Consider the following 22,766-nt stretch of genomic DNA (forward strand, 5'->3'; position numbering starts at 1 on the left):
TCGATGGCCTCGGGAGCCAGGATCGTCATCTTGAGCCTCTCTGGTGCTTAATACTTGCCAAAGGCAAGCGCAACGTTGTGCCCGCCGAATCCAAACGAGTTATTGATTGCGTATTTAAAATCCCCGTGTCGTGGCTCTCCCGCAACGACATCCAGGTCGATTTCGGGATCAAGGTTGTCAAGATTGAGCGTCGGCGGGATAACGCCGTCGCGCAGCGCGAGCACGGTGAGCACCGATTCCAGGGCGCCGACGGCGCCAATCGAGTGACCCAGTGCCGACTTGGGCGCGTAGACCGCGGCGTGCTGCACACCAGCGACATGGATGGCGTTGGCCTCGGCGATGTCGCCGATCGGGGTGGCCGTGCCGTGCGCGTTAATGTGGTCAATGTCCTTGGGGGACAAGCCTGCTGTCTGAATTGCGCGGGTCATCGCGGCACCGGCGCGCACACCATCGGGGCCCGGGGCCACCATGTGGTACGCGTCGGAGGTGATGCCGGCGCCCATGACGCGGGCCAGGATCTGCGCGCCGCGAGCCTTGGCGTGCTCCTCGGTCTCGATGACCATGAGCGCACCGGCCTCGCCGAACACGAATCCGTCGCGGTCCTTGTCGAACGGGCGAGAAGCCTTCTCCGGCTCGTCATTTCGCGTCGACATGGCGCGCATCATGGAGAACGCAGCGATCGGCAGGGCTTCGATCATGCCCTCCACACCACCGCAGACGACCATGTCGGCATCGCCCATCACGATCTGGCGCCATGCGTGCGCGATGGCTTCCGAGCCGGAGGAACACGCCGACACCGGCGTGATGACACCCGCGCGGGCGCCGATCTCCAGGCCCACCACCGCGGCGGCACCGTTGGGCATACACATCTGTACGGCGAGTGGCGAAACCTTGCGAATGCCATGCTCATTCATGGTGTCGTAGGTCTCGACGATGCGCTCGCCACCGCCGAGCCCGGTACCGATGACGACCGCGAGGCGGTCCTTGTCGATGTCATCGGGCGTGCCGGCGTTCTGCCACACCTGACGGCCTACGAGCAGCGCCATGCGCTGCACGTAGGCCATCCGGCGAAGCTCCAGCCGGGTCATGTGGCTGTCGATGGGCTCCTTGAGGTGCCCACCGATCCACACGGGCAGACCGAACTTCTCGACGAATTCGTCTTCGAGAACCTCGATGCCGCTTTCCCCGGCGATGAGTCCCTTCCACGTGCCCTCGATGTCAGGCGCGATAGAGGTCGTTGCGGCGAGAGCCGTCACAACGACATTGGGGAAGCCACCGTTTGCAGTGGAAGGGGTTGTCACTGGTCCTAGCCCTCCAGCTGCGCGCGGATGTTGGCTGCGGCCTCGGGGTTTTCCTGCTCGAGCTTCTCGATGTAGTTGACGACATCGCCAACGGTCCGCAGACCGGCCAGATCCTCATCGGGGATCTTCACGCCGTACTTGTCCTCGGTCTGAACGGCGATCTCAACCATCGACAGCGAGTCGATGTCCAGGTCGTCGACGAACGACTTCTCGAGGGTGACCTCGGAGGGCTCGATACCGGTGACCTCTTCGATGATCTCGGCGAGACCGGCGACGATGCGATCTTTTTCTTCTGCGGTGGCCACTCGGTGGCTCCCTTCGGTGTTATGGACTGCAGGCGCAGCCCTGGGGTGAACTCTGATATTTGAAACTGGATGAGCGGGCGGCTCTGCCCACTGATCCGGGGTACTACTTATTGGTGGTTTGGCCGCTTACAGCTCGGCCAGGGCGTCGAGGTCTTCGAGGGCTTTCAGCGCGTGGTTGGTGACGCCACGCATCTCACGCTTGGCGATGCCGGACAGCGCACCCGAGGGCGGCAGTTCGACGACGGCCTGTACGTCCGCCGTCTTGAAGTACTCGGTGCACAGGTCCCAGCGCACCGGCGAGGTCAGCTGGTTGATGAGCTTCTCCATGGCATCGGCGCCGGAGGCGACGGGGGTGCCATCGAAGTTGGACAGCAAGGTGGTGACCGGTTCGGCCGGGACGATCGCGGACGCCGCGGCGGCGTACGCCTCCTGTGCGGGAGCCATGAAGTGGGTGTGGAAGGCACCGGCGGTGGCGAGCTGGCGGACACGCGCCTTGGCCGGGGGATCTTCGGCCAGCTTCTCCAGCGCCGTGATGCGGCCGGCGGCGACGATCTGTCCGACGGCGTTGCGGTTGGCGGGGATCAGCTCGAGAGCTTCCAGGCGCTCGAGCACCTCGGCCTCGTCGCCACCCAGCACGGCAGACATGCCGGTCGGATCCAGCGCGCAGGCCTTGGCCATCTCGGCGCCACGGGTGGCGGCGAGAGCGACGGCGTCATCGGCGGAGATGACCCCGGCGATGGCGTAGGCGGCGATCTCGCCGACGGAGTGGCCCGCGACCACGGTGGTCTTGGTGTTGAGGTGGCCACGCTTGGTCAGCTCGTCATAGGCCAGCAGGGTCAGGGCGACCACCAGTGGCTGGGTGATGGAGGTATCGGTGATCTCCTCGGCGCTGGCCGTGGTTCCCAGGCGCACCAGATCAAGTCCGCTGGCCTTCGACCACTGCTCAACTTGGTCCGTGACACCGGGCAATTCGAGCCACGGAGTCAGCATGCCGGGAGTCTGGGATCCCTGTCCGGGAGCAAGCAGCGCGATCACGTGTTTAAGAGAACACTGTGAAGGGTGGTTTGCGCCGTGTAAGAGAAAATGAATCTTGTCTTAAGTATTTGTGGGAAGTCTACAAAAAGGCATCCATTGCGACCCGATCTATACCGTCTCGCAATGTGGGACCTCGCAGGTGACCGGTCAGTAACTGTTCTAAGCCTTGATGACATTTATTGTGACTGGCGTGATTCCTGGTTCAGGAGTGAAAACGTCCGCATGGTCCTGGGCCAGTCTGCCGACGGTTGCCGCGACTCGCAAGACATAGGCATCACGCGGGGACGTTGGGTCTCTTCCGGTGAAATCGGTGATTCGCTTGAGTCGATAGCGGACGGTATTTGGGTGAACAAACAGTGCGCGCGCGCACGCCTCGATGGCGCCCCCGGAATCTAAGTAAGCGTCCAGGGTTTCGGTGAGCGCCGGGCCGGCATCGGCGAGAGGGCGCATCACTTCGGTGTTGAGGGCCGCGATGGCCGCCTTATCGCCCAGCAGCGCACGTTCGGGCAGCAGCTCGCGCGAGGACACCGGACGTGGGGCGCCGCGCCACCCCGATACCGCGTCCATCCCCGAGAGTGCCTCCACGGCGCTGTTGTGTGATGCGCTCAGGGTTCCTGAGGTCGGGCCCACCACTACTGGACCATCGGAGAAGACCTTGATGAGGTCCGCCAGGAACTTGTCGTGCGTGGTGAACGTGCCCGACACGATGGTCAGCAGCCGGGTGCCCTGGATGACGGCGAGTGCGCCACGCCCGTGGCGCTGTGCCACCTCATGCACCAGTGTTGTTGACGTCGCGATGATTTCTGGCCGGGGAGTGCCGACGATGACGGTGGCGGGTGCGGTGGTGTCCCAGTTCAGGGCCGCCGCGCGCGACAGCATGTCCGGACCGGTGTCGCCGCGCACCACCGCGTCGACCACCGTCGCCTCCAGCCGGGAGTCCCAGGCGCCCCGGGTTTCCGCCGCCTCGGCGTAGGCGCTGGCAGCTCCGAAGGCAAGGTCACGGCTGTAGCGCAGGATGCCCTCGGTGAGCGTCACCAGCTGCTCGTCGTTGCGGGCCAGCAGGGGCAGCACCTCTTCGAAGAACTCCATCGCGGTGCGCACCATGTCGACCGAATGACGCAGCGCGATGCGTTTGGCCAGGTCTTGCGGCACCACCTCGAAGGCCTGCATGGTGAAGCCGACAGTGCCCTCGGGGTCGCGGATCCACTCGACGAAGTTATTGATCGCCGTCTGGACCACCAGCGCCACGCTGGAGCGCTGTGAGGCCTCCAGGTCGGCGAAGAACGGCAGCCGGTCTTCCATGACATGTACGGCCTCGGTGGAGAGGCGTCCGGAGAACTGCTTGATCCGGTGCAGCAGCGCCTCGGGCACCTCGGCCCGCTCCCGCGGGGGCCGGGCGGCGCGAAACCCGCGCAGAGTGCTCACCGAATTGTCGGTCATCCCTAAAAGGTACCCCGGATTCCTGGTGGGAACCGCTAAATGTCCGCACTTTTGGGTCAGGTGCGCAGTTTGCGCCGAATGCCGTCGATGGCCAGATCGAGGCTGTCGCGCAGGACCGTGATGTCCATGGTCGCCCGCCCCATCAGCATGCCGCCCTGCAGGGTGGCAAGGACTGTCGCGGCCAGCCGCTGAGGATCTTCGGTGCGGTCGAGGTCGCCGCGATCCTGCATCCGGGTCAAGCCGTCGGCGAGCAATGACTGCCATTGGTGAAACGCGGCGGCAAGTGCGGGTTGATAGGCCGGATCGTTCTTGAGTTCGGCGGCCATGCTGCCCAGCGGGCATCCGAACGGGCCGCCGGGTACCTCGTGGTTGGCCAGGATTGCGTGGGCCCACTGTTCGACACCCTCGATCGAGTCGATCTGGGCGAGTGTCGGCTGTGCCTGCAGGACGAGCTCGGTCTGACGTTCCAGGACCGCCCTTACCAACTCGGACCTATCCTTGAAATAGTGGTACAGCTGCGACTTGCCCGTGTTGGAGGCGGTCAGGATGTCGTCGAGACTGGTTGCCGTGACACCCTTTTGATACATCATCTGCGCCGCGGCATCGACGATGGCCGCGCGGGTACGGCGGCCGTGTGCGGTCGCTGGGAGCTTGGCGGCGCTCTGTGGTGACGACTTACCTACCATCCTGGACAACATTAGCTGCGACCGTGGCGCGTCTCCGTCGCCGTATTGAGTAGTGGCCACTCGGCGCCGGAAACGCGAGGATGACCGCCGACAGCACCGCCATCACCGGGTACTGGCTGATCAGTTGGTCTGAACTCCAGTAGGTCACGAGCATCAACAGCGAAACCATGGCCGCGGGTTGGGGAAACAGCCCCAGGATCAGGATTGCCCCGAGTGCCACCTCCAGCAGGGGGATGGCGACGCCGAAAAAGCCCGGCCACACCCGAAGCACGCTGTCGGAGAAGACGGTGAAGTACTCCGGCACGCGAGTGTTGGACCGCGCGCTGTGGGTGATGAGCAGAATGTCCGCGCGGCCGAAGTGTGCGCTGTATTTGAAGATGCCCTCGTGCAGCCACAGCGCGCCCAGCGTCACCCTTGCCACGCCGAGGGCGATCGGCGCGGCAAGGGCGATCCAGCGTGCGTGGGTTCTCACATCAAGGCTGCCGCGCCGAAGGCCTCTTTGGCCTTATCGCAGTTGATTAGAACGGTGTCGTACATAGAGGTGTCCGCACCGTTGATGTCGAATGTCTGTGACGCTGCGTCGGAGGCGACCATGCCGAGCTCTTTGCCCGTGCTCACCGCGCTCTGGTCTGAGCCCTTGGTCAGGTAGATGTGCAGGTCGGGCCCCTTATCAGAGGAGAATCCGGTCAAGCTGACCCGCCCGTTGGCGATCGTGACGGTTCCCGAGACGTGCTTGCCGTCGATTCCGTTGAACGAGCCCGTACGCCTGGCGCCGGCCATGGCCTGCGAGGTCATGGGCTGTGACGACATCGCCTGCGGTGATTGACCGCTCGGTTGAGTGTCGCGTGCAGGGGCGTTACATGCGGCAACGGCTAAGCCGATGCCCAGAAGTGCTGTGCCAGCGAGAACGTTGAACCGCATGGTGGATTCCTTTCCGAGGGTGTGAGCGAGCGATCTCGACTGTACCGATCAGTACAATTGATGTCGACAAAAAAGCGCGAGCAGACACGTACCGCACTCGCGACCTGCGATCTAGGTGCGGTACATGTCTGCTCGCGCCAGCAGGACTAGGCGCTGCCGGTGTCCTTGAACGACACGTCGGCGGCCAACACGTCATCGATCTTGTACTGAGCCGCCGCACGGATGGCGACATCGCGGTCGACGGTGCCCTCGTCCGAGAGTGCCTCCAGGACCGCGACCACAACCGACTCGGCATCGGTGTTGAAGAACCGGCGCGCGGCGGGCCGGGTATCGGAGATACCGAACCCGTCGGCACCGAGCGTCCGGTAGGTGCCGGGCACCCACGGCCGGATCTGCTCGGGCACCGCGCGCATCCAGTCCGAGACCGCCACCTTGGGCCCCTGCGCGCTCTCCAGCGCCGTCGTCACGTACGGAACCGGCTTGGGACGGTCCGGGTGACGCAGCGCCTGGTGATCGATGGCGAGGCCGTCACGGTTGAGCTCACCCCAGGACGTCACCGACCACACGTCGGCGGCCACATCCCAGTGCTCGGCCAGCAGATCGGCCGCCCGCAGCGCATCGGGCAGCGATACCCCCGAGGCCAGGATCTGTGCCTGATGCGTGCGCGCCTCAGGTGCGGCACGGAACTTGTAGATGCCGCGAAGAATGCCCTCGACATCGACGTTCTCCGGCTCCACCGGCTGCACGTACGGCTCGTTGTACAGCGTGATGTAGAAGTACACGTTCTCGCTGTTCTCGCCGTACATCCGCTGCAGGCCGTGCTCGACGATATGGGCGATCTCGTAGGCGTACGCCGGATCGTAAGCCACCACAGCGGGATTGGTGCTGGCCAGCAGCAGCGAGTGGCCGTCGGCGTGCTGCAGCCCCTCGCCGGTCAGCGTGGTGCGACCCGCTGTGGCGCCCAGGACGAACCCGCGGGCCATCTGGTCGGCGGCGGCCCACAGGCCGTCGCCGGTGCGCTGGAACCCGAACATCGAATAGAAGATGTACAGCGGGATCATCGGCTCGTCGTGGGTCGAGTACGCCGTGCCGACCGCGGTGAAGGTGGCGGTGGACCCGGCCTCGTTGATGCCCTCGTGCAGGATCTGGCCCTGCGCACTTTCCTTGTACGCCAACATCAGTTCGGCATCCACCGAGGTGTACAGCTGGCCGTTGCGGTTGTAGATCTTCAGCGACGGGAACCACGAGTCCATACCGAAGGTGCGCGCCTCGTCGGGGATGATCGGGACAATGCGGTCACCGATGTTCTTGTCGCGCAACAGTTCCTTGAACGTACGCACCAATGCCATGGTGGTGGCGATCTCCTGCTTGCCCGAGCCCTTCTTCAGCGGGGCATAGGTCTCCGGGCTCGGCAGTGCCAGCGGGCGCGACTTGTTGCGCCGTGCCGGCACGAACCCGCCCAGCGCGCGGCGCCGGTCCAGCATGTAGCGGACTTCGGGCGCCTCCGGGCCGGGGTGGTAGTACGGCGGCAGATAGGGATTCTCCTCGAGCTGGGCGTCGGAGATCGGGATGCGCTGCTTGTCGCGGAAGTCCTTGAGGTCATCCAGCGTCAGCTTCTTCATCTGGTGGGTGGCGTTGCGCCCCTCGAAGTGCTTACCGAGCGTGTAGCCCTTGATGGTCTTGGCCAGGATGACCGTCGGCTGGCCCTTGTGCTCGGTGGCCGCCCGGTAGGCCGCGTACACCTTGCGATAGTCGTGGCCGCCGCGCTTGAGGTTCCAGACCTGGTCGTCGGTAAGGTTTTTCACCAGTTCCTTGGTGCGCGGGTCGCGCCCGAAGAAGTGCTCGCGGACGTACGCGCCGTCGTTGGCCTTGTAGGTCTGGTAGTCGCCGTCGGCCGTGGTGTTCATCAGATTGACCAGCGCGCCGTCACGGTCGGCGTGCAGCAGGGCATCCCATTCGCGGCCCCACACCACCTTGATGACGTTCCAGCCGGCGCCACGGAAGAAGGACTCCAGCTCCTGGATGATCTTGCCGTTACCGCGCACCGGGCCGTCCAGACGCTGCAGGTTGCAGTTGATGACGAACGTCAGGTTGTCCAGGCCCTCCGTCGCGGCGATATGCGTCAGGCCGCGCGATTCTGGCTCGTCCATCTCGCCGTCGCCGAGGAACGCCCAGACCCGCTGATCAGAGGTGTCCTTGATGCCACGGTCGCGCAGGTAGTGGTTGAACCGCGCCTGCATGATCGCGTTCATCGGCCCCAGGCCCATGGAAACCGTTGGGAATTGCCAGAAATCGGGCATGAGCCGCGGGTGTGGGTAGGAGGGCAGGCCACCGCCGGGGTGGCTCTTTTCCTGCCGGAACCCGTCGAGCTGATCGGTGGTCAGCCGGCCTTCCAGGAAGGCGCGGGCATAGATGCCGGGGGAGGCGTGGCCCTGAATGAACACCTGGTCGCCACCGCCGGGATGGGCATTACCGCGGAAGAAGTGGTTGAACCCGACCTCGTAGAGGGCCGCCGAGGAGGCGTATGTCGAAATGTGGCCGCCCACACCGACCCCTGGCCGTTGCGCGCGGTGCACCATGATCGCGGCGTTCCAGCGGATCCAGGCGCGGAAACGGCGTTCGGTGTCTTCGTCGCCGGGAAACCACGGCTCATTCTCGGTGGCGATGGTGTTCACGTAGTCGGTGGACGTTAGCGCCGGGATGGCAACCCGGCCGGCGTTCGCTCGTTCCAGCAGCCGCAGCATCAGGTACCGGGCGCGGGCGGGACCCGACCGGGCCAGCAGGCCGTCAAACGACTCGAGCCATTCACCCGTCTCGTCCGGGTCGATATCAGGCAGATACGACGCGACACCTTCGCGGATCACCCGAACGCGCTCGGATTGATTTGCGGCGCTTGAATTTCCGGCCAGGTCTTGGCGAACGAACTCCGTGGTCAACTTTTCTGCTCCTTAGGGGTGGGGGTGCAGATCTCAGTCACAATCAGATCGGTACCTCCATCGTGCCGCAAGTCACTTGCTACTAGCGAGTCTGGTCCAGTCACAAGGTCAGGAGCTGCTCTAGCGGGTACCGTCATGAGATGCGTATTGCGGCGCTGTTCATCGCGCTGGCGGCCATCTGTGCGGCGGCCGTGGCGGGCTGCACCGTGACCACCGGAGGGCAGGCGTCGGCGCCCAGCGAGTCGGTGTCGGAGTACCGCACCTACGTCTCACAATCCATCGAGACGTCGCGGTCCGAGGAGTCCAAGCGCCAGGAGACGTCCCGGGCGCAGGCGATAGCCGATGCGTGTGAGACCTTCGCCATGACGTCGAACGCCGCCGTTTCCGCGGGTAATGACCTGATCTCCGTCATGAACGACGAGGGCGGCTACGGCGCGAGCGCGGAGTCCAAGGTGGGGCCCGTCGTCAATGCCCTCAACACCAGCGCCGGGCAAATCGACTCCGCCAAGGCGAGCGCTCAGACCGACGAGCTGCGCGATGCGTTCACGCAGTACGCCGAGCAGTCGCGAAAACTGGCCGGGGCGTTCGATAATCGGCTGAGTGGCGGCACTCTCAACTCGGTGGTCCGTACTTTCAACGATGCGCGGGAGCGCGCCGGGAAGATCTGCGAGCCGCTTCTCCAGACAAAAGGTCGATAGTGCCTGACGAGGATTGCCGGTGGCATGCGACGATGTGAGCATTCATCCCAAGTGCGAAAGCACGCATCTGTGAACAAGGAGGGGCCGAACGGTGGTCGCGGCGGCTGACGCCTCGAACTACGCCCACAAGCTGGGCGTCCAGCGAGATCAGCTTGTGCAGGAGCTGGGCTGGGATGAGGACACGGACGACAATATCCGGGCCGATGTCGAGGACGCGTGCGGTTCGGAGCTACTCGACGAGAGCTCCGACGACGTCGTCGATGTGGTCCTATTGTGGTGGCGCGATGACGACGGCGACCTGGTCGACGCGTTGATGGACGCCATCACTCCACTTGCTGAGGACGGCGTGATCTGGGTGTTGACACCCAAGACAGGCAAGCCGGGCCATGTGCAGCCCTCGGAAATCGCTGAATCGGCGCCGACCGCGGGTCTGGTACAGACCTCGTCGGTCAACTTGGGGGACTGGAGCGCGACGCGTTTGGTGCAGCCCAAGACGTCACGCGGCGGGCGGCGCTAATGCTGCCTGTGGGCTCCGTCGCTCCCGATTTCACCCTGCGTAACCAGAACAACCAGCCTGTCAGCCTGAGCGATTTTCGCGGCAAGAAGGCCGCGTTGCTGGTGTTCTTCCCGCTGGCGTTCACCGGGGTCTGCCAGGGCGAGCTGGACCATGTGCGCGACCACATCGGAGACTTCGAGAACGACGACGTGCAGATCATCGGGCTATCGGTGAGTGCCGGGCCGATCCACAAGATCTGGTCGAGCTACAGCGGCTTCACCTTCCCGATCCTGTCCGACTTCTGGCCGCACGGCGCCGTTGCCGAGGCGTACGGGGTGCTCAACGAGAAGGCCGGCTATCCGAACCGCGGAACTTTCGTGGTGGATGCCGACGGAATCATCCGATTCGCCGAGATGCTGGATCCCGGGCAAGCCCGTGACCAGGCGGGTTGGGTAGAAGCGCTCGCCGCGCTACATTCGTGAGCTGATTCCCACGTCGGTGACGGCGTGGTCCGGGCGTGTAGCTCAGTGGTAGAGCTCTGGTTTTACACACCAGCGGTCGGGGGTTCGAAACCCTCCGCGCCCACCATATTCGTGATGCGGTTATGGCCTCCCTCGGGAGCATCGAGCGCAGCGATGGAACGCTGTGGGGCCGGGGAGCCGCAATCTCCTGGACGCGTGCCGCCGGAACGGGCCACCGTGCGACACATCCGCGAGTGGGTGGCATGGGCCATCAACTATGCACCCGGCTCACCAACATCTGTTCTATCGAAGCACGCCTAGCCGCAAGCCGCCGTCAATGTTTGCGGTTGGGTAAACGAAAAGTTCCCTAGCGATAAATCATCCGTCTCTGGTGACGCCGGTTCAAGATCTGCTCTGGCGAAGTTTCTGCAGCTAGCTGGCAGTCTCGCATTCCTTTTGATTCAGATATTTTTCAGTTAGCTTCAAATAAGGTTATGAACTCGTATTTTATGTTCTGTAGCGACGGTGTACCGTTCCGAACCATGGCCGCAAAAGAGACTTTCCAGCGCAGTAAGGGCAAGCTTATTTCTGTCCGTGATTGCCACCGGATTTGGCCAACAGGGCGCCGTGTGAGTCGGGATGCAGGTTTCCTGGAAGCTCCTTCCAGAAGATTGCCGTCATTGGTCAAGGCAGTAGCATTGCTCGCTGCTGTGGCGATCCCGCTGTCGGCGGTACAGCCAGGCACACTCTCGGATAGCCCGGTGCGGCTGGCCAGTGCACAACGCCAGGTAGATGCCGCTGAGTCGGCCTTCGAAGCCTCACCGTTCACCAACACCGCACCGTTGAGCGCCCAGCAGCGCAGCCAAGACTTACCTGTCGATCCGGAAGCGGGATTCACACTCCAAGACGGCCCCCAGGGAGCAGTGCAGATGGTCGCGGCCGACGGACTCGGCCAGGGCCGTGCGACCGAATCCGGACACATGCTCTACCCCGATGCAGGGGCCGGATACACCTTGATCGCGGGACGCACGGCGGCCGGTACCCGCACGTTCGCGCGTCTGGACCAGGGCAGTGGCCCACGGTCGGTGACGATGTTCCTGCGCACTCCGGCTGACACGGTAATGCTCGGGCACACCAACGGTTTTGTAACGATCAACGCTGCCACCGAGGCGGCGCCGACGCTGGGCATGTTCACCCCGGCAGAGGCCCGCGACAGTGCGGGCCGCATCGTGCAGTCTTCGGCGGTCCTGCAGCAGGTAGGCCCGCAGCTGTATCAATTCTCCGAGGTTATTGTCCCTGACGCCCAGACCGCATGGCCGGTGTACGTCGATCCAGGGTTCATGGACTTCGTCAAAGACCCCATCGGAGCCACCAAAGAAGTTGCCGCATCGGCAGTCTCGGCGGTCTCCAACGTCGCCGAGAAAGTCGGGGACCTATCCCAGCAGGCGGCCTCGGCCACCTGGTCTGGCATGAAGACCGTTGGTAACTTCGTCAAGGAGAACCCGCTTGAATCGGCGATGATCGTCGGCGGAGTTGCCTTGTCATTCACCGGGGTTGGCTCGGGTGCGGGCGCCGCGCTGATCGGCGCCGGCGTAGTCAACGCCTCGGCCACCGTCATGGATGCCGTGGCCGCTCACAACCCCGAAAATCAAACCCTGGGCAATGTGGCCATGGTGCTGGATACCGCCTCGCTCATCACCCCGCAAGGAGCGACCAAGAAGGTTCTCAAAGAAGGCCTGGAAGCCGTCGGCGAGCAGGCCGTCAAACACGTCGACGACGCGGTAGACGCCACCAAAAGCCTCCCGATACCCACGCCCAAAGAGCAACTCCGCCAAGATATCCCTGGCGCGGGAAGTGCACCGGCAGTCGCCAATCCGGCCGACGTGCCGAAGACGCCGAACGCGCCCCCGACAGCAACCACACCGAAAATACCCGGTTATGGCCCGTATGGGCCACGGTCGCTACCGGCGTGCACCAGCCGCGACTGCGGACATGTCGCCGACCTGCCGTCGGCGGTGTACAACGAGCATGAGATGCCCGGGCACATCGACCACAATCTGGATGCCATCGAAAACGGCAAACCGTCAATCATGACGAAGAACAACGGCCGACAAGAAACCGACCAGAACCGTTACCAGGCACAGAAGGGTCACGAGCGCGCGCCCGAGGGAAGTGTGCTGCACGAGTATCCCGTCGCCTCATCCCAGGAAGGCGGCCGGGGAGCTGTGGTAAGCCAGCAGCCGCGAACCGAATCCGATATCGAAGGGCAGACGTACAGGGACCTGTTTCGCCGCCAAGGCGTCAAGCCGGGAGACAAATTCACCCTCACCTTTCAGGGCACTGACGGCAAGACACGTTGCGCCCAATGCCAACTTGACCGACGCGCCCAGCAGCAGCACGCCGAGAGCGAAACGCAGCAGCACCGTGTCAGCGCTATTGAGGGCGCCCGGCCGCAGGACCAGCGCGACAAGCTCGCCCGCACAGCGGGGCAGGTAAACCGCGAAGCACTGCGGGAGCGGCCCGAATCGGCCGAGGATCAGCGCAAGCAACAGGCCACGCATGTGCAGGCCTCTACCAACCAAACTCGTCAACACGCCGTGGAACGAGCCCGCACCACCAACTCCCAAAGCGGCGGTAGCAGCAGCAATAATGGGCATAGCTCAAACTCTCACGAGGGTAGTGGCGGTTCGCACTCCAAGAGCAACGGCAGCAAGAAGAACAACAAGAAGAACGGTAAGGGCAACCGTGCCAAGAGAAGTAGAACGGGGCGCCGCTAGCAATGTCAGGTAATTCGCTACTACTTGAGACCGAGATCTTCCCCGACTACGGGGTGATCATCTTGGAAGACGTTGGCACGTTGGATTTTCCAGACGGGCCGTTCGATGAAGTGCTCGCATCGGACCACCAAATATCCGTTCGCGCACTGCCCACCGACCAAGCAGTCGCAACGGGGACGAACGTTCACGTCAGGGTGTTCAAAGGCGAAGAATCCACCGGGCTTGGCACGATTGTCTTCGACGGAAAACTCACGTTCACTAACCCCATTCTGGGTGTGGGCCAAATGCTCAGTGATCCAGAGGAGCTCGAGACCGTACCCCTCGACCGATCCGGGCCTGTGCACCTCCAGATATTCGTTAACCCGCCTCAGGATGCAACCGAGGTCAACGTCCTGATCCGCTACGACCTGAGCTAGCCAAGACTTCAATGGACCCGCGTCGGCACGAGCTCTTGCTCGACGTCAACGTGTTCCCCGACTATGGACAGATACGCATCGAAGACCTTGGCGCAAAAGAAGTTCCAGATGGCTGGGGCGTAGAAGAAGCATTCATCGCAAGAGAGCACGCTGTCTACGTCCTAACCATGACCGCCGACGAGGCAGACATGGCCAATCGGGGAGTGCAGGTACGAGTTCTACGCGGGTCGGATCATGACGGCCTGGGCGAGCTGATATTCGACGACCGATTGACTTTCGATAGCCAAATCCTGGCCGTCGGTGAGATATTGGATATTGACGACAACATGCACAAGGTTCAGCTCCCGGATGGTGGCCCGCTCCAGGTGCGGATTTTCACGGTAAGCAACATCCCAAGCGACGGACTTGAGTGGCCGATCGAAGGTGCTACCGAAATCAACATCGTTATCTAGCACCGACAATGGTCCCGCGAGTCTGGTTTACCGTCAGTCCAAGTCGGCGAGGGCCTTGCGGGCGGCCTCGAGTTCGGCTTCCAGCGCGGCGACTCTAGCGGCCTGCTGGGAGCGCGCTTCCTCGATGACCGCGTCGATAGGGGTAGACAGATCCTCGTGCAGCTCCTTGGCTGCGCGGGAGACGGCGGCGGCCGCGACGGCGAGGTTACGAGCTAGGTAGGTGCTGCCCTGCTTGAGCTCGGCGTGCCATTCGCCATCGGCGGTACCGGTGACGGTGAGGGTCAGTTCGAGAGTCTTGGTTCTCTTGCCCGTCGTCTTCTTGGCTGATGCCTTTTGCGGCTTGTCTTCGGTGGGAGCTTCAGAGATCGGCGTAACAGCGCTCGTCGGGACGTCGACGGGGCTCATCAAGACGTCGGAAGTGCTTGGCTCGGTGTCCAATACGTCTGCTGCTGAAGTGTCTACAGTCATCGTCACGGTGAGCTCCTTCTGAAGTTCGCGCGCAGGGGCGGGTAGTGACAGTCATTAGAACACATGTTCGATGCACTGGGTCAACCTGACGCGCGCGTGATCGGTCGGCTGGGGACCGGGGGTGAAATCCTCGGCGGTTACCAATACTGGTTAGCAGGCAAACGTCTCAATGTTGCCCCCTGGCAACCATTTGCTCGGCCGACCTTCGACGCTTGAGTCGGCGGCTCGGTGATCATCTGCCATCTTTCCGCAGATCTGGCGTGGGTTGGTGGCCTGGTCCTGTGGCATCGTGCCGTGCCTGGCGCTGCATGTTCGCTATCGCCGATGTTGAAATGTTTCCTGTAGCTGTGCTCACACTCTTTGGCTCTGGCCCGCAGTGACCTCGGAAAAGTTCGCGATCTTGATCACTCAAACTGTGACGACACGGTCTCAGTGTTGACAAGAGGGTGTCTCGGCCTTAGATTCTCCAACATTGCCATGTGATGTATTTTCCCAGGAAAAGGCAGTTGATGGCATTGCCTACGAATAGGCGGGCGTACGGGGGTCCGGCCCGATCGGGTTAGGACGGGACACGGAGGGGTTCGGTTTCATGAAGTTGCCAAATCTGGCACGTCGAAGCTGTGTCGCTGCCATCGCAACGTCTGTGACCGTTGCGATGGGGCTCATGGTGGGCGTTTCTGACGCTGCCGCGGATCCGCAGGGGATGCCGGACCAGTACCAGCAGTTCGTGACGGATGACGGCTGGACTGTCGGTTTGACACTGACCAACGAGGTCATCGACCACATCGACAACATCGCTGGTGCGAGCAACTCTTGGCAGGCGCGTGTTTCTTACCGGGCTGAGGCCACGATCACCGGTAACGGTGGCGCCGTGATCCAGGATGCGCAGCTGGAAACGGGGTATTTCGTGGGGTGCCGCACCGACTCCTCGTCGGGAGTCGAGCTGGGCGGTGACCTCGGTTTGACGCTCTCGCAGCAGGTATTCGGCCAGGGCTATGGCGGCGGCTACGGACAAGGTAGTCAGAGCGGTGGCGGTGGTGGCGGCTTCGGTGGTGTGTCCGGTGGCGGTTCGCTGGGTGCCCAGGAGCATATCGGCGGCTACATGCGCGTGCTGCTGAAGCCTGGTGGCCTGGCTCAGCTGCCGATGGACCGGATCAACTTTCGGAACATGCGTGCGGTCTCGCAGGTGCGTAACCAGAACGTCGAAGCCGACGGCTGCGGCGGCCAGGTGAAGATCCAGTCCTTCGCGACATTCCGGATCCGCACTGAGAACGGCAACGACACCCAGACCATCTACGGCGAGCCCAAGGACCTGTGATGACTACCCGTACTCGTGGTGTGGTACTGATGGCCGCGCTGGCGTTCGTGTTCTCAATTGTGATGGGTTCTGCGCCAGGAACTTTGGCGGATCCCATCCAGCCGCCACCCCCGAAGCCCATTCCGTATCCGGTGGCGCAGCCCGATGATTTGCCGCGAATTGCGCCGATCGGTGGGGCACAGGTCAAGACCAATACGCCGTTGGGTCTTGGGCCCGGGACGGGTCGGCCGTTGGCGGCCGGCCGCGAACGTTCCAACGCCACCATCTCGCCGTCACCCACCGATGGCACTCATCTGCCGACCGCGATCGCCGGTAAGGATGTCGTACTGCATCTGCCTCAGGAGCGAGAGCTCACACCGGCGCAGTGGGGCGACGGTGGTTCGGCGACCTTCACCTCCCATGACACCGACTACCGGATTTCACCGTTCGCGGGCGGCGGGGTCGATGTGAACATCATCCGGCGCACCATCTTCACGCCGGAGAACTTCACCTTCGGTCTGCGGGTTCCTGAGGGCACCCACGTGCGCCAGGGCTCCAATGTGGTGTTGGTCGAGTCCGACGCCGCGCCGGGTCTGCCGGCCACGACGATCGCCACGTTGTCGGTGCCGGTGGCACGCGATGCCAAGGGCAATCCGGTGCAGGTGAACCCGGTGATCCACGGCGACTACATGTATCAGCAGTCCAACCTCGCGTTGGATCTTGGACCCGCCGACATCTTCGCGTTCCCGATCACGATCACGCTGTCCTATCGTGCGTCGTCGATCCCCGCCAGCGGTCAGCTGACCAGTGACTGGGACGGGCTGCCCGAGGGGGGAGGCCCGCCAGAGGCGAAGAAGGCCGCCCAAATTATTGGTGCGCCAGGCGATTACGTTGTCGACCCGGGTGGCGCTTACCGGCCTGCCAGTGTCGATCCGGTGCTGTATGCCCAGCGGCATGCCGACCGCTGCCTATCTGGTCCGAACGAATTCCGATCCGAGGACGGACGGACGGCTGATTTCTGGAGTTCGTGCCAGCGGCAGGCAATGTGCCTCGACGTCACGCCAGCGCAGATGTCGGTGGACGTGTGCAAGAACCAGGCGTTCGCCAATATGTCGGCGCAGTGCACGGCCACGTTCGGCCAGACCGGGCCCGATTACGAGGCATGCCTGAACGTGGCCAACGGGCATGCGGCCTGGTCCAAGGAGAACTTGTTGGGCGGCGGGCTATGCCAACCCGCAGGCCCAGGTGCCAACACCAGGTTCCTACCTTCAAACAACAACCGTTATTGCAGTTGACCGGTCGGGGGACAACGATCGCAGGCCGAGCCTGACCTAGAAGAGAAAAGGCAACTGCTGATGACGCCGATGAAGGCGCGCAAAACGTCTGTACCCGAAGGTATCCGGCGCAGCTTGGCTGCTGTCGCAGTGACTGCTGTGGCTATGGCGGGCTGGCACATCACCGACGAGCCGGCAGGGATCGGAGCCATCAACCTGGTGCCGGGGGCCACCGCGGACCCCACAGGTCCTACGGGACCCACCGGCGGCATGACTGACGGCGGCGGATCGCAATTTCAGCCCCCAGGCATGCCCAGCTCCATGCCGGACTACCAAGGCGGCAACCGGGCGCCGTTAGACCAAAACAATGGGATCAGCATCTACAACACGGGTGCCCCGCAAGCTGGACAACAAGCAGGGCAGCAAGGCCAGCAGCCCCAGCAGGGCGCGCAACAACCCCAACATGGCACCCAGCCTCCCAATTACCAAACCGCTACCCCGTACACGCAAGGGCCCGGCCAAGCGAACCCGGACTATCAAGCCCCACAACAGAACACGCCACAACAAGGTTCGCAGCAGCAGCCTGAACAGCAGCAGCAGCCTGAACAGCAGCAGAATCAGCAGTCTGATCAGCGCCAGAACCAGCAGGATCAGGACAAGCAGGATTCTGAACAGCGGCGCCAGCAGTGCGATGAAGTTGGACAGCACTATCAAATCGCAGAGACGGTGTGGAACACCGGAGCCAGCGGTGGCTCTTTTGTTGGCGGTCAGGTGGTGCCGGGTCGGGAAGGGCCCGGTGAAGACGGCTGTAACTGCTCGAATACACGCAATAGCCAGAAGCAGTCCAAGGACGAGGAGTCCCAGAAGTGCAAGGGACAGCCCGTCAATGTGCCAGATGGCCAGGCCGCCTCGGCGATCGCATCGGGCCCTAACGATACCGATGCCGCCTTGCGCCCGCAGTTGGCAGAGCAGAAGAAATGGCTGGAGAACCGCAGAAACGAGATCAATGACAGCTTCTTGCGGCGCAACATCGGCAACCGCGGTGAGCTGTCCAACATCAACGATCGACTTAAAGAAATAGACGCGATCAAAGCCGCCCTGGATCAGTCGCCGAATACATACTTGGTGGATTTCAACGGCCCGGGCACCCCGACGACCGGCCGCGGGATGTGGGACACCAGTGAGCGGATTCTGGCCGCAATTTCAGTGGGCAATCCGGCGATGGCCGATCACGTCTCGGTGACGGTGCCCGGCATCACCAGCTGGACATCCTCATCGCTGTCGAGCATGGTTCCCGAGGCTTACAACCTCGCCGTAGAAGGCGGCAAGCAACTGCAGTTGTCCGGTCACGGCGGTGAGACGGTAGCGTCGATTGCGTGGATTGGCTACGACGCGCCCGGCATCGATCTGGGGGCCGCCACCCCGAGTAAGGCCGCCAAGGGCGCCCAGAACCTGAAGCTGTTCTTGTCCATGATGCAGGCGACTAATCCGAACCAGACGGTGGCCTTGTTCGGTCATTCCTATGGTTCGCTGCTGAGTTCGTATGCGCTCAAGAACGGCGCATCGGAGTATGTCGACTACGCGGTGCTCTATGGCTCGCCGGGACTGGCCGCGGGCACGCCCGGCGGGCTGGGGATGAGTCCTGATCGGGTGTTCGCGATGCTGGCCGAAAATGATCTGATCGGCGGTATCAACCCGTTGTGGTCCAGCCCCTATAAGGGAAATTTCAAGCAGCTGCTCGCTGACCAGGGAGGCTGCAGCCCGCTAGATAATCAGTTCCGCGAGCGTGCCTACGGGCATTCGGAATATCCGCGTAAAGGCTCTAACAATTTGCTGCGTATGTCGGGATACAACTTGGCTACCGTGCTCATCAACCAGCCGGGGCTGGCGATACCGGCTGAACCAGGAATCATCACCAAGGAAATGAAGTGAGGTTCCAAGTGCGAAGGTATCGCGATAACGTCCACGCAGGAGGATCTGTGTATGCCACGTCCAGACGTTCACGGTCACGCTGGAGCGCCGGGGCCGCGGCATTGGCAGCTGCGGTCGTGGTCATGAGCGGTTGCGGTAGCGGCGATTCGGGTAAGGGGCCAATGAGCGCGGAGCGCCTTCAGGAGGAAATCGCCAAGCTGGCTCCGAAAGGCTCTTCGGAAGAGGGTTACGCCGCTGCCGAAGCCGCTATCGCCGAGATGGCCGATCAAATAGCTGCTCTGGTGCCCGGTCTCACCTGGAAATGGCACGATGACGGGCTCCATTGGCTTAGCTGCCTCCAAAACATGGATTCGGATGCAATTTGGTCGGGCGACTCGGTGCTGGCGGTCACCCGCAACACACGGTCTGCATTGTTCAGCGGCCCGATCCCCGAGGACGTGTGGCCAGCCGCCGTCAAGATCGTCGAGGACAAAGCGCGCGGTTTCGGAATCACACAGTGGGCAGGAAACACCGATGTGGCCCAAAACCACGACATCGTCATCCACGACAACGACTACAACCCGGACTCCAACAACCAATGGACGAACAGCTTCGAAATCGGTACCCGCGTCGTAGCAAGGTTGGCAGGGTCAGTGGGCTGTCGGCTATGGCAGAAGACTCTGGACCGTTACCAGTCCGAACAGGGCAATCCTCCCGCCAGCGGCACCCGGTAAGGCCCAGAACGTGACTGACTCTGTAGATAACGACACCGACGAAACGCAGCGGAGCGAACAGCTCGATGACGACCCGACCACGGGCCCGGTCCAATCCGGCAGCCACCATCGGCAGACGAGCCGCCCACCGATTTGCCGCTGGGCATTAGTTGCGAGTGCAGCCCTCCTAGTTGTGGCAGCCCTCGCTGTCGCCGACATGATCTGGTGGCGCCGTGCCGGGCACGGCCCTTGGTGGTTCCTGGTCGCCGCGCTAGCAGTGGCGGCGGCCTGGCTGCTCGCCACACACACCTCGCGCACCGGGCGCCGCGCCCTGGCCGCCGGCGTAGTCGCGATAGTGGCCGCCGTCGCGGTCGGAGCCGACTATCTAGCCATCAGCCAAGGATGGCTAGCCCGCCAGTTCACCGACAGAGAAGTAGCGGCAGCCTGGGAACAAGCGTGGAAAGACCTCGACAAGGCTCCTCAGGCAGCACCTGACTTCACAATCCTGCCGCGCCAGTACCCCGACCCCGCACAAAAGGTTTCCACAGCGGACACCGCTGCTCCGGTAGGTGCCTGCGCGCAACTCGGCGGCACCACGGCGCACTCAACGCTGTCGGTCGTGCCCTGCGACTCCGAGCGCAGCAATGTCAAAATCATCCAGCAAGTCAGCCACCCTCGTGAATGCGTCCGCGATGCTGACCAAAGCTACTACCACAATGGCCCTGATGGGCAATGGACCGCATGTCTGGACTACGCCTGGCAAACCAGCCGCTGTCTAGCAATCAGCCCCGGGAAAATCATCAACGTTGCATGCGACGACCCCGCCATACCCAACAAAGAGAAACCGGTACGAGTCTTCCGCAACGTCAACCACACCCACGACTGCGCCCAAGGCGGATTCGCCCACCCCGTACGCCTCTACACCATCTGCACCGAAACCCAGCGCTAGCACACGCCGCAGCGTGGGTGTGGGCTGCTAAGGACGTATCGGCAACGATAACTGCGCGGCTCGCGACCAGCACCATTGCTCGCCGTTCCCGTATCGCACAGAAACTTACAGGCGTTGTACGCCAAGGGATCTGCCAAATCCCAACACGCTCTGCGACTGTAAACGTCACATAGCTACCCACAGCGGGCAAGTCATACTTGCCAACATTGGCCAGTTTTGCCCTGACTTAGTGCGATAAGTGAGCAGGAACTCGAACGGGCCACGCGTAGGCGTGCGTACGAGAAGCTGGCCAGTCTAGGTGTTCCGGTCCCACCCGAAAATCTCCCTGCTGCCGCCAGAGTCTGCGTCTGAGATACCAGGAGAGTCGGAGGATGAGTAGTATTTCGCCGCCACGCGACGGACAGAGACGCTGTTACTGGGCCCACCTCCATGACCCAAAGCAGCCTCCGTTGGCGGAGGTCTGTGCCGGTGTGAGTACATATATCCCGCGGCTCGAGTTGACCGTTTGTAGTCAATCCCTGCCTTAGGCTGATCCAATGATTCGGGCACCTAGATGGATGCTGGCAGTGGCTTGTGCCGTGACGATGCTGGTATCGGGATGCACGGCGATCGTCGACGGTGACGCGATAGCCACTCCTGGCGAGGAGGGTAAGCGGCTTACCAACCCCAAGTGCAGTTCGGTGACGGTACCCCTGTTGGAAATGCCGTTGGATGACGATTCTGAGCCGCGTGTAGAGGTTCCGCAGCCCTCAGGCTGGGAGCGCGTCAAGCGGTTCGAAAGCGGTGTGGTGCGTGTCTACTTGGCGGCTCCCGACCTTCAGGCCAACGGGTTTGTTCCGAACGCCACGGTGGCTATGGCCAACCTGACGGGCAAGGTGTCGACCGAGGAGGCCGCCTTCGCTGCGGAGCAGCAGGGGTTGGAGATGTTCGGCATTACGGACCTTGTTGAAGCTTCGAGCACTATCTGCGGGTATCCGTCGAAGACGTTGACCTACAACATGGCGCTGGGGACAATCCCTGTTCACCGGGTCACCACCACCATTGTGGTGGTGAAGAATGGCAGCAAGGTGTTCACCGTTGGGGTGTCGGTGCAGGCGTTGGACGACACCGTGCGGGGTTTCGACAGTGCCCGCGAAACAATCTTGGCGGGGCTACAGGTCAGTCCGCCGGCTACATCCTGATATCGGTTGCCGGAGGGGCCCATTGGGCATCGACAATGGCAGTGTGCTCCGGTAGCGGTGGCCGGTAGTTCCTGTCTTCTGCCATACGGTCGGCGACGCTGGCGTGAATCCAGGCGCCGTCGGGGATGTGTCGGCGGCGGAAAATCAACAGCGCCCAGAGCCAGTTGACGCGATGAATCTTGCCCATGGCATAAGTAGGTTCAACCGAGCAATACCGTTGGTATTTATCGGTATTGAGTAGTAACCCATGTTCGGCAGTGCCCTCGATTACCCACTTCAGTGCGATATCGGAAAGCCTGTCGTCATCGGCGTAATCTCCGCCGATGTCGGAGTGGATGCCAGCGAACCACGCTTCGTCGACGAGCCGCTGATCACCCAGGGATTTGATGAGGTACTCGCGGTAGGGTCGGCGTTTCTCGTCGATGGCTACCGCGTGGCGCCCGGCCAGTGCGTTGGGAACACTTGGTGCATAAGGCCATTGCATGCCGCGCTTGAAGATGCCGGGCGCGCTGACGGTATCCCACAGGCCCAGATATGCGATAGGGATGGAGAACTTGTCATCCTCGCGACGAGCGAGGGTCCGGGAGAACGAATGCAGCTGATCCCAGCGCTCGGGGGGCCAGCTCGCGCACGACTGCGCGTACAAGCTCGCTGCATAGGGTACGAGGTCTTGCGAGCCTGGGCGCAGCATGCCGACCGAGTTGAGAAGCCCGGCAAGGCCTCTGGCGCAAAAAGCACCGCGGCTGAATCCGAAGATGAAGATGCGGTCTCCGGGCTGCCACCGCTCGATCAGATATGTGTAGGCCTGAGCCAGTTTGGCACGCAAACCAATCCCGAATGCGAAACCTAGGACGCGGGCGACGAATTGACCTGCCGGAGCATAGGTGCCAACGGCTGGATCGGTGCCTACGCCGGGGTCGTAGTACGAGATCTGGCGGTCGGTCTGATCGTGGATCACCATGTCATAGCCGCGCACGACATTCGTGTTCCCCGCGGCGCGGATCTGATTGCCAGTGCCGTCGAAGCAGATGACGATGTTCTTACTCATC

General features: G+C 62.7%; 22 protein-coding genes and 1 tRNA gene. 13 read left to right on the top strand and 10 right to left on the bottom strand.

Features of this window, described 5'->3' with window-relative positions; translation table 11 throughout:
- Nucleotides 1-47 precede the first annotated feature (47 nt).
- The 8 genes from kasA to aceE all read right to left on the bottom strand — a co-directional run bounded on the left by kasA (nt 48) and on the right by aceE (nt 8,624).
- Nucleotides 48-1,301, bottom strand: coding sequence for a 3-oxoacyl-ACP synthase KasA (gene kasA, locus B4394_RS22830; protein WP_078313173.1), 1,254 nt, complete (start codon nt 1,299-1,301; stop codon nt 48-50).
- Between the two features lie 5 nt (nt 1,302-1,306).
- Complete coding sequence (gene acpM, locus B4394_RS22835; protein WP_030095371.1) at nt 1,307-1,606, bottom strand: meromycolate extension acyl carrier protein AcpM; 300 nt, start codon at nt 1,604-1,606, stop codon at nt 1,307-1,309.
- Nucleotides 1,607-1,732: 126 nt separating this feature from the next.
- A complete protein-coding gene (locus B4394_RS22840) occupies nt 1,733-2,641 on the bottom strand; it encodes an ACP S-malonyltransferase (protein ID WP_078313172.1) in 909 nt (302 codons plus the stop codon).
- 159 nt (nt 2,642-2,800) lie between these two features.
- Nucleotides 2,801-4,081, bottom strand: coding sequence for a PucR family transcriptional regulator (locus B4394_RS22845; protein WP_078313171.1), 1,281 nt, complete (start codon nt 4,079-4,081; stop codon nt 2,801-2,803).
- A gap of 56 nt (nt 4,082-4,137) precedes the next feature.
- Nucleotides 4,138-4,767, bottom strand: coding sequence for a TetR/AcrR family transcriptional regulator (locus B4394_RS22850; RefSeq protein ID WP_078316370.1), 630 nt, complete (start codon nt 4,765-4,767; stop codon nt 4,138-4,140).
- Complete coding sequence (locus B4394_RS22855) at nt 4,757-5,239, bottom strand: DoxX family membrane protein (protein WP_078316371.1); 483 nt, start codon at nt 5,237-5,239, stop codon at nt 4,757-4,759. Before B4394_RS22855 ends, B4394_RS22850 begins: the two co-directional genes overlap by 11 nt.
- Entirely contained in the window at nt 5,236-5,688 is a 453-nt protein-coding gene (locus B4394_RS22860; protein WP_078316372.1) for a DM13 domain-containing protein, read from the bottom strand. Before B4394_RS22860 ends, B4394_RS22855 begins: the two co-directional genes overlap by 4 nt.
- A gap of 146 nt (nt 5,689-5,834) precedes the next feature.
- Nucleotides 5,835-8,624 carry a pyruvate dehydrogenase (acetyl-transferring), homodimeric type gene (aceE, locus tag B4394_RS22865; RefSeq protein ID WP_078316373.1) on the bottom strand — a complete coding sequence of 930 codons (2,790 nt, stop codon included), beginning with the start codon at nt 8,622-8,624 and terminating at the stop codon, nt 5,835-5,837.
- Nucleotides 8,625-8,764: 140 nt separating this feature from the next.
- Here aceE and B4394_RS22870 point away from each other — a divergent pair, with 140 nt between their 5' ends.
- The 7 genes from B4394_RS22870 (at nt 8,765) to B4394_RS22900 (ending at nt 13,924) form a co-directional block, all read left to right on the top strand.
- A complete protein-coding gene (locus B4394_RS22870; RefSeq protein ID WP_078316374.1) occupies nt 8,765-9,322 on the top strand; it encodes an Rv2240c family protein in 558 nt (185 codons plus the stop codon).
- A gap of 91 nt (nt 9,323-9,413) precedes the next feature.
- On the top strand, nt 9,414-9,839 hold the full coding sequence (locus tag B4394_RS22875; RefSeq protein ID WP_078291347.1) for a DUF3052 domain-containing protein: 426 nt from the start codon (nt 9,414-9,416) through the stop codon (nt 9,837-9,839).
- Nucleotides 9,839-10,300, top strand: a complete 462-nt coding sequence (locus B4394_RS22880; protein ID WP_078313165.1) for a peroxiredoxin — start codon at nt 9,839-9,841, stop codon at nt 10,298-10,300. Before B4394_RS22875 ends, B4394_RS22880 begins: the two co-directional genes overlap by 1 nt.
- A 31-nt stretch (nt 10,301-10,331) precedes the next feature.
- A tRNA-Val gene (locus B4394_RS22885) sits at nt 10,332-10,406 on the top strand.
- A 502-nt stretch (nt 10,407-10,908) separates the two neighbouring features.
- On the top strand, nt 10,909-13,056 hold the full coding sequence (locus B4394_RS22890) for a NucA/NucB deoxyribonuclease domain-containing protein (protein ID WP_139360399.1): 2,148 nt from the start codon (nt 10,909-10,911) through the stop codon (nt 13,054-13,056).
- Nucleotides 13,057-13,058: 2 nt separating this feature from the next.
- Complete coding sequence (locus tag B4394_RS22895; protein WP_078312569.1) at nt 13,059-13,472, top strand: hypothetical protein; 414 nt, start codon at nt 13,059-13,061, stop codon at nt 13,470-13,472.
- A gap of 35 nt (nt 13,473-13,507) precedes the next feature.
- Complete coding sequence (locus B4394_RS22900; RefSeq protein ID WP_176138363.1) at nt 13,508-13,924, top strand: hypothetical protein; 417 nt, start codon at nt 13,508-13,510, stop codon at nt 13,922-13,924.
- A 33-nt stretch (nt 13,925-13,957) separates the two neighbouring features.
- Here the strand turns inward: B4394_RS22900 and B4394_RS22905 are convergent, their stop codons facing one another.
- On the bottom strand, nt 13,958-14,329 hold the full coding sequence (locus B4394_RS22905; protein WP_078316412.1) for a DUF6319 family protein: 372 nt from the start codon (nt 14,327-14,329) through the stop codon (nt 13,958-13,960).
- Nucleotides 14,330-14,981: 652 nt separating this feature from the next.
- Between B4394_RS22905 and B4394_RS22910 the strand changes: the two genes are divergently transcribed.
- From B4394_RS22910 to B4394_RS22940, 6 genes are all read left to right on the top strand, one after another.
- On the top strand, nt 14,982-15,710 hold the full coding sequence (locus B4394_RS22910) for an MspA family porin (RefSeq protein WP_078316377.1): 729 nt from the start codon (nt 14,982-14,984) through the stop codon (nt 15,708-15,710).
- Complete coding sequence (locus tag B4394_RS22915) at nt 15,710-16,984, top strand: protein kinase family protein (protein ID WP_078316378.1); 1,275 nt, start codon at nt 15,710-15,712, stop codon at nt 16,982-16,984. Before B4394_RS22910 ends, B4394_RS22915 begins: the two co-directional genes overlap by 1 nt.
- Before the next feature lie 69 nt (nt 16,985-17,053).
- On the top strand, nt 17,054-18,895 hold the full coding sequence (locus tag B4394_RS22925; RefSeq protein ID WP_286142369.1) for an alpha/beta hydrolase: 1,842 nt from the start codon (nt 17,054-17,056) through the stop codon (nt 18,893-18,895).
- Nucleotides 18,896-18,942: 47 nt separating this feature from the next.
- Entirely contained in the window at nt 18,943-19,608 is a 666-nt protein-coding gene (locus tag B4394_RS22930) for an LppA family lipoprotein (RefSeq protein ID WP_286142355.1), read from the top strand.
- 10 nt (nt 19,609-19,618) lie between these two features.
- Entirely contained in the window at nt 19,619-20,536 is a 918-nt protein-coding gene (locus B4394_RS22935) for an LppU/SCO3897 family protein (RefSeq protein ID WP_078316381.1), read from the top strand.
- A gap of 584 nt (nt 20,537-21,120) precedes the next feature.
- Nucleotides 21,121-21,717 carry an LpqN/LpqT family lipoprotein gene (locus B4394_RS22940; RefSeq protein WP_078316414.1) on the top strand — a complete coding sequence of 199 codons (597 nt, stop codon included), beginning with the start codon at nt 21,121-21,123 and terminating at the stop codon, nt 21,715-21,717.
- Here the strand turns inward: B4394_RS22940 and B4394_RS22945 are convergent.
- Nucleotides 21,707-22,765, bottom strand: coding sequence for a T6SS phospholipase effector Tle1-like catalytic domain-containing protein (locus B4394_RS22945; protein ID WP_078316382.1), 1,059 nt, complete (start codon nt 22,763-22,765; stop codon nt 21,707-21,709). The two genes, B4394_RS22940 and B4394_RS22945, sit on opposite strands and share 11 nt — an antisense overlap.
- Nucleotide 22,766 lies beyond the last annotated feature (1 nt).

Origin of the sequence: Mycobacterium sp. D16Q16 (assembly GCF_002013745.1) — a bacterium.
GTDB lineage: Bacteria > Actinomycetota > Actinomycetes > Mycobacteriales > Mycobacteriaceae > Mycobacterium.